General features: G+C 63.6%; 9 protein-coding genes, 2 tRNA genes and 1 pseudogene. 5 read left to right on the top strand and 7 right to left on the bottom strand.

From position 1 onward, the window contains the following. Window positions 1-75: 75 nt before the first annotated feature. The 3 genes from KMAL_RS06270 (at window position 76) to KMAL_RS06280 (ending at window position 3,283) form a co-directional block, all read left to right on the top strand. Window positions 76-2,298 (top strand): AsmA family protein, encoded by a 2,223-nt coding sequence (locus KMAL_RS06270; RefSeq protein ID WP_110094882.1) that lies wholly within the window; start codon window positions 76-78, stop codon window positions 2,296-2,298. A 132-nt stretch (window positions 2,299-2,430) separates the two neighbouring features. Continuing rightward, window positions 2,431-2,505: transfer RNA gene (locus KMAL_RS06275), tRNA-Thr, on the top strand. A 214-nt stretch (window positions 2,506-2,719) separates the two neighbouring features. Further along, entirely contained in the window at window positions 2,720-3,283 is a 564-nt protein-coding gene (locus tag KMAL_RS06280; protein ID WP_110094883.1) for a DsbA family protein, read from the top strand. 246 nt (window positions 3,284-3,529) lie between these two features. Here KMAL_RS06280 and KMAL_RS06285 read toward each other — a convergent pair whose 3' ends face one another. Further along, window positions 3,530-5,023 (bottom strand): lytic transglycosylase domain-containing protein, encoded by a 1,494-nt coding sequence (locus tag KMAL_RS06285; protein ID WP_239019979.1) that lies wholly within the window; start codon window positions 5,021-5,023, stop codon window positions 3,530-3,532. Here KMAL_RS06285 and KMAL_RS17205 point away from each other — a divergent pair. Continuing rightward, window positions 5,022-5,231 (top strand): hypothetical protein, encoded by a 210-nt coding sequence (locus tag KMAL_RS17205; protein WP_167400066.1) that lies wholly within the window; start codon window positions 5,022-5,024, stop codon window positions 5,229-5,231. The two genes, KMAL_RS06285 and KMAL_RS17205, sit on opposite strands and share 2 nt — an antisense overlap. Window positions 5,232-5,923: 692 nt before the next feature. Here the strand turns inward: KMAL_RS17205 and KMAL_RS06295 are convergent. From KMAL_RS06295 to KMAL_RS06310, 4 genes are all read right to left on the bottom strand, one after another. Next, a tRNA-Ser gene (locus KMAL_RS06295) sits at window positions 5,924-6,014 on the bottom strand. A gap of 132 nt (window positions 6,015-6,146) precedes the next feature. Then, entirely contained in the window at window positions 6,147-7,952 is a 1,806-nt protein-coding gene (lepA, locus tag KMAL_RS06300; RefSeq protein ID WP_110094885.1) for a translation elongation factor 4, read from the bottom strand. A gap of 96 nt (window positions 7,953-8,048) precedes the next feature. After that, complete coding sequence (locus KMAL_RS06305) at window positions 8,049-8,714, bottom strand: helix-turn-helix transcriptional regulator (RefSeq protein ID WP_110094886.1); 666 nt, start codon at window positions 8,712-8,714, stop codon at window positions 8,049-8,051. 1 nt (window position 8,715) lies between these two features. Then, a complete protein-coding gene (locus KMAL_RS06310) occupies window positions 8,716-8,931 on the bottom strand; it encodes a hypothetical protein (protein ID WP_110094887.1) in 216 nt (71 codons plus the stop codon). A gap of 468 nt (window positions 8,932-9,399) precedes the next feature. Here KMAL_RS06310 and KMAL_RS06315 point away from each other — a divergent pair, with 468 nt between their 5' ends. Beyond that, on the top strand, window positions 9,400-9,795 hold the full coding sequence (locus tag KMAL_RS06315) for a hypothetical protein (RefSeq protein ID WP_239019980.1): 396 nt from the start codon (window positions 9,400-9,402) through the stop codon (window positions 9,793-9,795). Window positions 9,796-9,945: 150 nt separating this feature from the next. Here the strand turns inward: KMAL_RS06315 and KMAL_RS06320 are convergent, their stop codons facing one another. Further along, entirely contained in the window at window positions 9,946-11,721 is a 1,776-nt protein-coding gene (locus KMAL_RS06320; protein ID WP_110094889.1) for a DEAD/DEAH box helicase, read from the bottom strand. Between the two features lie 226 nt (window positions 11,722-11,947). Further along, window positions 11,948-12,060, bottom strand: a pseudogene (locus KMAL_RS17540) (IS5/IS1182 family transposase); the annotation flags it as partial.

A 12,060-nucleotide genomic window follows, 5' to 3' on the forward strand; every position in this document is an offset into this window, starting at 1 on the left:
CAGGGGGTGCGGGGCGTGGGTCGAAACTTCGTGCAATCGCAGGCGTTTCGCACCAATCCGGAAGAAAGGGCAGGCATGACCGAGACAGGCAAGGGAATCGTACGCAGGCAGGATCCCCCATCGCGTGGGGGACGTGCGGTTCCCCCCGTGCGCGCGATCGTGGCGGGGATGCTGTGTGTCGCGGTGCTTGCGCTGGTGATCCTGTGGTCGTGGGACTGGTTCATTCCGCTGGTTGAACGCAGGGCGGGGGCCGCGATCCATCGCAGGGTCACGATCGCGCACCTGCATGTCCATCCCGGCCGGGTCATTACGATCGGCGCCGATGACGTCCGTATCGAACAGCCCGGGGGCTTTGGCGACCTGCCGCCCTTTGCCACCGCGCGGCGGCTTGATGTCTCCATCCGCTGGTGGCCGCTGCTGTCGGGTGGCGGCCTGGACCTGCCGCTGATCGCGCTTGACACCCCGGTGGTGGAAGTCCGCGAACGCGCGGATGGCAGCACGAATTACGATTTTTCCGACCCCGATGCGAAACCGGTGTCCCCGGCGAAACAGGAGGCCGGGGGAAAGGGCGCCACGACGGGTAAGGACACGTCCCCCGTCCCCGCTGGCAATGCTACGGCGATGCCGCGCATCGGGGCGATCCGCATCGCCAACGGGCGGCTGCATGTCGCGCATGCCGGGCTGCATACCGACATGCAGGGCGAGGTCCATACGACCGACGCCACGGACGGGCAGGATGCCCGCCTGCTGATGGATGCAAGGGGCACCTATGTCGGGCAGGCGATCATCGGCCATTTTTCCGGCGGGACGCTGGTGTCGCTGCAGGACCGCACGCAGCCCTATCCGGTTGACCTCGACATCCGCCATGGCGCGACGCGCCTGACGCTGCGCGGGACGGTGGAAGATCCGCTGACCCTTGCCGGGGCGCGGCTGCAACTGTCGCTTGCGGGGCCGGACATGTCGCTGCTCTACCCGCTGACGGGCGTGGTCATCCCGCAGACGCCGCCCTATCGCGTGGTGGGGAACCTTGATTACAGCGCGGCGCATGTCCGCTTCCGTAATCTTGACGGGCATGTGGGCTCCAGCGACCTTGGCGGCGACCTGTCGATCGACCCGCACCAGGCGGTGCCGTTCGTGGATGCGGAACTGCATTCGCGCCGCGTGGACCTTGCTGACCTTGCCGGTTTCTTTGGCGCGACGCCGGGGGACAAGCCCTCCACCACGCAGCAGCAGGCCGAAGCCCGCGCCCATGCCAGCAGCAACGCCGTGCTTCCCAGCACGCCGATCAACATGCCGAAGCTGCGCGCGACGAATGTCCATTTCGCCTATCACGGGGATCATATCGAAAACCGCCATACGCCGTTGGACAATATCGACGTGCTGGCCGATATCCGCGACGGCGTGATTGATGTCCATCACCTGAATTTCGCGGTGGGTTCGGGCACGCTGGCCAGCAGCGGCACGTTTACGCCCCGTGGCGACGCGGTGGAGGCACGGATCGGCATCGACCTTGTGCGTATCAACCTTTCCCGCCTGATGCAGGCCGCTGGCAGGTTCGAGGGTAATGGCATCTTTGGCGGGCACCTTGCGATCCATGGCACCGGCCGTTCGCTTGCGGGCATCGTCGCCAGTGGCGATGGCGGCATGACGGTCGCGCTGGACCAGGGGGGCGATATCTCTGCCGTGCTGCCGGACCTGCTGGGGCTGGAACTGGGCAAGGCGCTGCTGTCGATCCTTGGCCTGCCGGGCAAGACGGACCTGAAGTGCATGATCGCCGACATGCCGCTGCGGCAGGGCATACTCGATACGCGCACCTTCCTGATCGAGACGGGCGATACCCGCACGGTCGGCAAGGGGAGCCTCGATTTCCGCAACAACACGATCGATTATGCGCTGATGACGGATTCACGGCATTTCGCGGTGGGCTCCTTTCCGGGGACGCTGCATATCACGGGGCTGCTGAAGAAACCGTCCATCACGCCAAGCACGGAGACGATCGCCCGCGCGGTGGGCACGGTCCTGCTGGGCGTGGTCACACCGGTGGCCCTGCTGCCGACGATCGAGGCCGGGGTGGGCAGGCAGTCGCTGTGTGCGCAGGCCATACGGGAAATGCGGGACAACCCGGCCTCTGGCCAGGTGCCGGTCGCGGGACGCCCGCAAGCTCGCCGCCGCCATGTCGCCACGCGGCGCGGCGCGACTGCGCGACCCACGGGGACAGGGCAGGCAGGGCAGTTGAGTGCCGCCGAGCGTGCCCGCATCCGGGCGGTCTGGGCCACGCGCATGAAGGCGTCGCACTGATGCGCGATGGAGCGGAATCCCTGCTTGACCATGCGGGATGATATGGGCAAAAGAAAACCATGGTTCCGTGGCAGGTCGGGAACATGGCTGGGTCATGCCCCGCCCATGGGCAGCCCCGGGCAGGGGCCAGTTGCCGGGTTAGCACAGTGGTAGTGCAGCGGTTTTGTAAACCGAAGGCCGGGGGTTCAAATCCCTCACCCGGCACCAGATTTCCAGATACACATAAGATGCGGTGCGCGCGCTGTTCGTTTCAGGCACGGTCCTGAAATGGTCATTATGAAGCATGACCGTTCCCGGGGGATGCCTTTGATCCAGAAGGCGGCGTCTTCCAAAGCTTTTTGGAAAAAGCTTCACCAAAAACTTCTTTGGATTTGTTGTCGCGTGCCAGCAGAGATGTCCGAAACAGCGGGGAGTCCCACATATGTCAGGTCCATCCACATCCTATCGTGTCGATCCGCTTGTCTGGGGGCATGGTCCCCGCGTGTTCGAGATGTTCGTGGAACCCACCTGCCCGTTTTCGGTCCGGGCACTGGGCAAGCTTGATGCGCTGCTCCGTCAGGCGGGGGAAGACCGGATCACGATCAAAATCCGTTTCCAGTCCCAGCCATGGCACATGTTTTCCGGTGTGATTATCCGCGCCATCCTTGCGGCCTCCACACTGGAAGGGGGCAGGGAGACGGCGCGCAGGGTCATGGGTGCCGTCGCCGCCCATCGCGAGGAATTCGAGTTCACCAACCACTGCGCCGGCCCGAACATGGATGCCACGCCCAACGACATCATCCGGCGCATGGAACGCTATAGCGGGGTCGCGCTGGCGCAGGCCTTTGCCGTGCCGGACCTGCAGTCCGCCGTCAAATGGCACAGCAGATACGCACGCCAGAATGGCATCCATGTCTCGCCCACCTTCATGGTCGATGGCCTGATTGACCCCGCGATCAGCAGCGGCGATACGGTTGAGGCATGGATGGAGCGGATTTTCGCGTGATCCCTGCTGTTTCAGGGTAACGGTTCATGGGGCGTATCGCGTCCCGGACGAAATGCCCCGCCATGAACGCCCCGGGAGACCTGGCCTAGGCGGGAGCGGGGGACCAGGGCTGGGAGGCCGCCGTTGTCGATGCGGCGGTGGCACCTGCTGGTGGCGCGTTATTTTCGGGCGTTTTTCCTGGGGCCTGTGCATGTAAATCCACTGGCAACCGGGTGCTGGCAGGACTGTCGTGCGGCAATGGGACCCTTACTGGAGGGATGTCTCCTCCTCCATCGGGAGTTGGGCTTTCTTGCCTTCGGCCAGCAGGTCAAGGCTTACGGGCCGGCGGTTGAGCTTTTCCGAATACATCCAGCTGTGCAGCAGGACTGTCTCGATCCATTTGCGGACCTGGGGGGTGGGAATGGCCTCCAGAAAGGAAAGGGACTCATTTTCGCTCTGTTCCGAAGCATTCCAGTGGGCCACCGCAGTATGGCCAGCAGCATAACTCGCCAGCAAACGGATAAGATGGTTATTGATATGCTCATCCTGGGCAAGAGCCATCAGGTAACGCTGCCCGATCAGCAGGTTGACGGAAGGATTGCTTAAATCCTCCTTCCGGCCACCGGCGAAATTCGCAGCTGTACGGGGCATCAACTGCATCAGTCCCCGTGCGCCGCTTCTGGAGACCACCCTGGGCTGGAAACGTGACTCGATCGAAACGATTGCATAGATGAGCGCCGGGTCCACCACAAATCCGCCCTGTGGCGTGAAACGCTGCGGGAGGTCAATGCTGTGGCCGGGGACCAGTTGGCTGCCGCCTGTGCGACGGACTGGTGTATCAGCCGCATCACCCATCGCATGGGCAATCAGCGCTATGGACTGCCGCTCGTTGGGGTTTCTGGCCTGTGTCCAATCGGTATGCAGTTCGGCTTCCGCCAGGTCCACACGACCGACCTGCAGAAGGGCCAGTGCCCGGTGGCCTGCGGGCCGGGCGGAAACCGCGCCGACATCCGCGATTGTCGGCACGCGGGCCTCATGTAACTGCGTGCTGTCCCGGGTAAGGGTGCGGCGGGCGAGCACGCCATAGAAACAGTCCCCGCAACGTGCGCTTTGCACGAGCCAGCGCGACGCATCCTTCGTATTGCCAATCTGTCCCGCGGCGCGGCTGGCCCACCAGGCGGCGGCGCTGTGCAGTTCGGTGGTGCCCCTGTCCGCACTGGCGGCCTGCGCGAACAGGAGTTGTGCCTGGGGGACCTCTCCTAGCCGCCACGCCGACAGGCCCGCGTAAAACGCCACCTTGCCGGTCGCATCCCTTGATATGGGCGTGGCGAGGGCCCTGTCGAGAAGGCGTTGGTCCTGTCCCTGTATGTAAAGGTTCTGGGCCTCGGCAGCGTTGATGACGTCACCAGAAGCCCTGTTCACGCCGGGGGCCGCGTTCACCGGGTATCCTGCGGACACGTTCGTGGGCATATCGTGGCGGGATTCCAGCACTGCCTGCACCATGGGCGCTTGTGGCAGGTCCGTATAACGCGCCAGCCAGTCTTCCAGCATGGATGTCGGGCAGGCGGAGGGGGCCGACAGGCACCGTTCGGCCAGGACGGTGCCCGTCAGGCTGCTGTCCCTGACCTGTTGCAGTTGTGCATCCGCCTGTCCGAAATTGCCGGCAGCCTGACTTTCAAAAGCGGTACGGATCCGTGCGGCATCACTTGGGGACAGCGGGTGGGAGAGGGCCGCCTGCCCCTGCCGCATGGGAACGGCCATGGCCACCTCATCTGCCGCAAGGGGCTGGCCCGAAATGTCGGATGCCCGGCAAAGTGTTGTTGGCAAAGAAAAAATGGCAATAGAAGCAACAGAAAAAAGAGTTATCACCCTGTGCTTCATGGGATGCAAAATATATCGCATGATTGTTGCCAATAACATATATCTTCAAATGGACAAACACCTGAATTCCACTTTGGCAGGCTGTTAATATTTGGGCCTGAATTCAGGACAGGGAGTCCTGGCGGTTGCACGGGGCAGGGCATGCGATGTCCGTTCATCAGCTCTGGCGGGCACTGGTGGGGAACGAGGATTGGCAACCGCGATCGTGGGGCGCGGGATGGCCGTTTCTGGCTGTCGTGCGCCCGGTCCGGTTGGGTCGCGAACGGCCGCAGGGAGACAACATCGCATCCACGCCGGGGTTGCATGGACATGGCAACCGGCCGGTCCGGTACCTGTCGAAGTCCAGAAAATATCTGGTTACAGGCCACATGACCCATGGTAGAAGTTCGTTATCCAGAATTTTTACTAAAAACCCTGTGTTATTCTCTCGCCATAGCCTGGGTAATGGCCTGCTCCGTAACTGCTGGCTGCCTCTGGTCTATGCGCTGTTGTTGCCAGGGTGTGCCGCATCCCGTGACACGGTCTCGTCCCCCGCGACTGAAACACTTGGTCGTTATGCGTCCGTGGCGCCGTTTTACAGGGCGCTATTTACAGCCCGGTGTGCCGTTCCGCTATTACCACCCCGCACAGGTGACGGTGTCTTTGACAGGATGGGCACCGGCGTGACGGAAGACGTTGTGCCTACCCTACGATATGTAACGCTGCACATGTAACTGCACCATGCAAGACTGTAACGGCAGAAGTCGCCAAGCGACTGATTTTATAGGGGAAAATAGAACATGGCGGAGAGAGTGGGATTCGAACCCACGGTACGCTATTAACGTACACACGCTTTCCAAGCGTGCGCCTTAAGCCGCTCGGCCATCTCTCCAGCCGGTCAGGAGCAGGATTGAAATCCTGCCTGATGGATGCGGAACATAGCAGCAATTCATGCCAGCGCAAGGGGGAACAGCACGATTATCCCACTCATTTGCGGGATAATCGCACCATGTCGCACCTGTCCTTACTGGTCCATCTTCAGCGCGGCGAGGAACGCGCTCTGCGGGATTTCCACCTTACCGAACTGGCGCATGCGCTTTTTGCCTTCCTTCTGCTTTTCCAGCAGCTTGCGCTTGCGCGAGATGTCACCGCCATAACATTTGGCCGTCACATCCTTTGACATTGCGCCAAGGGTCTCACGCGCGATGATCCGGCTGCCAATCGACGCCTGGATGGCGATCTTGAACAGCTGGCGCGGGATCAGGTCCTTCAGCTTCGCGCAGATCGCACGTCCCCGCGTTTCCGCCGCTGAACGGTGCGCGATGAAGGACAGCGCGTCCACCGGTTCCTGATTGACAAGGATGGAGATGCGCACAAGGTCGCTCTCCTCATAGCTGTCCATCTGGTAGTCGAAGCTGGCATACCCGCGGGAGACGGATTTCAGCCGGTCGTAGAAGTCGAAGACCACTTCGTTGAGCGGCAGGCGATAGACCGCCATCGCGCGATTGCCGACATAGGTCAGGTCCTGCTGCACCCCGCGCCGTTCCGTGCACAGCGTCAGCACCGCGCCCAGATATTCGTCCGGCACCATGATGGTCGCCTTGATCCATGGCTCCTCGATCCGTTCGATCAGGGAGCCGTCGGGCATGTCGGCGGGATTGTGCAGTTCCTCCATCTCGCCATTGGTGCGCCACAGGCGATAGACGACCGAAGGCGCGGTCGCGATCAGGTCGAGGTTGAATTCGCGGCTGAGGCGTTCCTGGATGATCTCCAGATGCAGGAGGCCGAGGAACCCGCAGCGGAACCCGAAACCCAGCGCGGCCGAGGTCTCGGCCTCGTAATGGAATGACGCATCGTTCAGCCGCAGCTTGGCAAGGCTGTCGCGCAGCTTCTCGAAATCGTCGGCCACGACGGGATACAGCCCGCACCACACCACCGGCACGGACGGCTTGAACCCCGCCAGCGGCTTGTCGGCGGGGCGGCGGTCGTCGGTCAGCGTGTCGCCCACGTTGCAGTCGGCCACCGTCTTGATCGCCGCGTTGATGTAGCCGATCTCCCCGGGGCCAAGTTCCTCCACCGGGGTCAGGCGCGGGGCGAACACGCCCACCTGGTCCACGTTATGGACGACGCCGGTGGACATCATGCGGATGCGCATGCCCTTCTTCAGGCGGCCTTCCTTGACCCGGACCAGCGTGATGACCCCAAGGTAGGGGTCATACCAGCTATCGACCAGCAGCGCCTTGAGCGGCGCTTCCGCATCCCCCTTTGGCGGGGGCAGGCGCGTGACCAGCGCCTCCAGCACGGCTTCGATGTTCAGCCCGGTCTTGGCGGACACTTCCACCGCGTCCTCGGCGTCGATGCCCACGACCTCCTCGATCTGCGCCTTGACGCGTTCGCAGTCGGCGGCGGGCAGGTCCACCTTGTTGAGGACCGGCACGATCTCATGGTCGGCGTCGATGGCCTGGTACACGTTGGCCAGCGTCTGCGCCTCCACCCCCTGTGACGCATCGACCACCAGCAGCGATCCCTCGCACGCGGCCAGCGAGCGGCTGACCTCATAGGCGAAGTCGACATGGCCCGGCGTGTCCATCAGGTTGAGGACATAGGTCTTCCCATCCTTCGCCGGATAGGTCAGGCGCACGGTCTGCGCCTTGATGGTGATGCCGCGTTCACGCTCAAGGTCCATGTTGTCGAGGACCTGGTTCGTCATCTCGCGCTGCGTCAGCGCGCCGCAGGCCTGGATCAGGCGATCGGCCAGCGTCGATTTCCCATGGTCGATATGGGCAATGATCGAGAAATTGCGGATCAGGGAAAGGGGCGTGTCGGTCATGCGCGAGACATAAGGTAAAAATTGCCAAAAGTCAGCCGGAACATCATGAATTCATCCTGTTTTGCGCCGCTGTCGCGCCTGATCCGGCGGCGATGCCTACAGGCAGGCCATCGCAATGCGGTGAACGCGCGTGTCGCCATCCATTTCGAGCGTTTCCCCCTCCATGCGCCCAACGCCACGGATGCGGATTCGTTCATGCAGCGGCGCGTTCGGCAGGGCATCGTGCCAGCGGTCGGTCACGATCCCGCAGCACGGGTGGGAATCGGGGCCGTGCAGCAGCACCCGGTCATGCTGCCGGATCGCGGCGGTGGGGGAGACGACCAGCACGGCGCCATTGCGAAACACCGGTTCCATGTTGTCGGAATCGACCAGAACGGCGTACGAGTGATGGTCCGCCAGCCCGTGGAAATCCCATGTCTCCCACCGCTCGCCACAGGGCAGGCCGGCCTCGTCAAACAGTGCGGCCTGGCGCAGTTCGGAAAAGGGCACGATCCGCAGGTGCTCATGATGCGCCCCGGCCGACCTGTCCCCATGCCCGTTCATCAGGCGCCCGAACCCTTCGAGCGAGATGCCGGTGGCCGACAGCGTTCGCGCCAGGCTTTCGGTGCCGGGCCAGCGTGGCCGCCCAGAGGGCGTCATGCGCTTGGAGGGATTGAAGGTCGTGCTGTCCAGGCCTGCCGCCCGGGCCAGTCCCGATGGGGTCATGCCACGCTCTGTCGCCAGAAGATCCAGCGCCCGCCAGATATCTTCATGGCTGATCATGTCAGGACCGTTTCATGATTTCGCTGCAATGCCGTGTGGTTCCCGTTGCTGAAATTACAAACCGTCCGTCATCGCGCAGCAGGGCCAGTCCCATGCCCGCCAACCGCTGGAGGCAGGGGGCGTCGGCCATGTCCGCCGGACGGCCTGCCTGCGCGCTCAGGCACAGGCGATGCAGCGCCGAACGGCAGCATGTCTCAAGGTAGGGCTGGTCCCACACGGCGTCAGTTACCGCAGTGCATGGGCGCGACACCGGCCATGGCGGTACGGGCGCGGCCGGACGGGTGTGGCCCGTGGGCGTGCAATCCGCGCCTGTGGCCGCATGAAGGACAGGGTGTCATGAATTTCGATAAGAAAATGTGTTACTTCCAATAAGGTATGTTCAGTATATATCATCACAATATTTTAATGAACATGCTATTTTTCAATATAGCTGGATAAGGGCGGTTTCATGCCCCCTGTGTCCCGGAAAAGGCTGCCATGTGTCAGGGGGACTCCCATCCGGGGATGGGGAAGATTATGTGGGGGAGGAAGGGATGGGGTGGGGCTTTGTCACAAATCCGTCCAAATGCGGCCATAACTCCATGGTTGTTTCCCGTCGGGTCAGCTTATCTTGCAGTTGATGAGGATAATAATGAATTTCAATCGTTTTTTTCTTGTAGCGAGTCTGTCCGGTGCCGTTCTGGCCATGTCTCCTGCAGCACACGCCACGGATTGCAGCCAGAATTCCTCCACGCCGGGCTGGGATGTGCTCGACCGCGCGGCACAGGCGACGGATTGTGCGAACAACCGCCTCCAGAACTATCGCCAGAAGAGCGATGAGCGCATGCAGCAGCGTGAGCAGGCCCTGAAGGACAGGGAAGACCAGCTGCGCAACGATACGACCGGTCGCCTTGATCGCGCGCGTGAGGCCGGGCAGGAAAAGCTGCAGGCGGGCCGTGACCGCATTGACGCGATCCGCAACGCCCCGCAGCAGAAGATGGACCAGCTGCGCAATGCCGGCAATGCGGAACGGCAGAACTGGGACAACATGCGCAACCAGACGCGCTCCGACGTGGACAGCCTGCTTGGCGGTGGCCAGTAACGTCCCTGCTCCCGCCCTTGCGGGGCAGGGGGCTTCCGACAGGTGCGGGGCCTGAAATGACAATGGCGCATGTTCCGGGACAGCCGGGACATGCGCCATTTCTTTTTGCCGGACCGGTCCGGCGTCAGGCCAGACCGGTCATGGGCGGGATCAGGCCGGGCGGGCGCTGCGCTTGCGCGACGAACCATGCGCGCCACCCCCACGCGGGCCGCCATGGCCGCCACCACCACCAAAGGGACGCGGGCGACGGCCGCCTGCGGGCGGGCGCGGACCCCGCGGTCCCATCGGACGGCGCGGCCCCGCGCCACCGGCGGGGGCGGAAGCCGGGGCGATCTGGACCTCGTCATTATCGATCGCGCCGATGCAGGAGCGGAACTTTTCCGCCGTGTCGGGTGCGATTTCAAACAGCGTCTGCGTATCGGCGATGCGGATCGCGCCGATATCGGACTTGCGCACCCCGCCAAGGCGGCAGATCAGCGGCACCAGCCATTTGGGATCGGCCTTGTCCTGGCGCCCGACACTCATGGAGAACCATTCCCCCGGTTCACGCGGGGCGTAATCACGGCCTTCACGCGGGGCGCGGGGGCCTTCGGCGCGGGGCGGGCGGCTGTCGGGCGTGATCTGGCGCACATTCTCCGGCTGCGGCAGGTGCGCGCGATAGGTGCGCAGCAGGGCCGCGGCCAGCTGTTCGGGCGAATGGCCTTCGGTCAGGCGCGAAATCAGTTCGCGGTCCGCTTCCGGCACTTCCTGCGACAGGGCGGGGTCCGCCAGCAGGCGCTGCGTGTCGAGCACGCGGATTTCGTCCGCGCTGGGAACGGCGGACCATGTGGCCGAAATCTTGGCCCCCATCATCAGGCGTTCCGCGCGGCGGCGCTGCGAGACGGGCACCATCAGCACGCACACGCCCTTGCGTCCCGCACGGCCGGTGCGGCCCGAACGGTGCAGCAGGGTGGCCGGGTCGGTCGGCAGGGAGGCATGGACCACCAGCGCAAGTGCGGGGATGTCGATGCCGCGCGCCGCAACATCGGTCGCGACGCAGACGCTGGCCTGCCCCTTGCGCAGGCTGTCGATGGCGCGGGTGCGTTCGGCCTGTCCCAGTTCGCCCGACAGCGCGACGGAGGAGAAGCCGCGTTCCACCAGCGCCGACTGCATGTGCCGCACCAGTTCACGCGTGGCGCAGAACACCATCGTCGTCGGGCTGTCGGTTTCACGCAGGACGTTGACGACCGAAGGGATGATTTCGCGCGCATCCGTCAGCAGCGCGCGATATTCGATATCCGCGTGCTGCTTGCTGCCCGACAGGGTGTCGATGCGCAGGGCGTCGTGCTGGTAACGCTTGGCGAGCGAGGCGATCTCACGCGCGATGGTGGCGGAAAACAGCAGCGTGCGCCGCGTCTTCGGCATGGCGTCAAGCAGTTGTTCAAGCTCGTCACGGAAGCCGAGGTCGAGCATCTCGTCCGCCTCGTCGAGCACGACGACCCGCAGGTCCGTCATGACCAGTCGACCGCGCGACAGGTGGTCGCACAGGCGTCCGGGCGTGCCGACGACGATATGCGCGCCCATCTGCAGGGCACGTGCCTCGCGCCGGGCGTCCATGCCGCCGATGCACGAGACGATGCGCGCGCCCGCAGGGGCATACAGCCATGTCAGTTCCCGTGTGACCTGCATGGCCAGTTCGCGCGTGGGGGCGATGATGACCGCAAGCGGCGGTCCAGCCGGGCCAAGGCGTTCGTCACCGCCCAGCAGCGTATCGGCCATCGCCAGGCCGAAGGCGACCGTCTTGCCCGACCCGGTCTGGGCCGAGACGAGGAGGTCGCGCCCGTCGGCGGCAACGTCGAGGACGGCGGTCTGCACGGGCGTGGGGTTTTCATACCCGCGCTCGTCCAGCGCGCGTTGAAGTGCGGGATGGGTCTCAGGAAACGACATGTGATGAAGCAATCCGGGCAGAATAAATTCAGGGCGACGCAGGAGGAGAGGCCGCCGGCCCTTCATGCGTCATGGGGGAAGGGGGTGCATAAAGAAAGATGGCCTGAAATACCAGCAATAATGACGGACCCCGTCAAAGGCCCCTTCCGCGCGGGGATGCGCGACGGCCCGGCAGGCCTGATGTACGAAAGTTTTTGGTGAAGCTTTTTCCAGGGTCTGTTGGGAATTACCGTGAATTGATGATAGCGGCGGTGAGATAAATCATTGCTGCGAATGATCTGTCTGTCTTGTCGCTTCGCATGGCGATGCGCTTGAACTCCTTGAGTTTGCAGAAGAAGT

The sequence above is a fragment of the Novacetimonas maltaceti genome, from assembly GCF_002906255.1.
Classification (GTDB): domain Bacteria; phylum Pseudomonadota; class Alphaproteobacteria; order Acetobacterales; family Acetobacteraceae; genus Novacetimonas; species Novacetimonas maltaceti.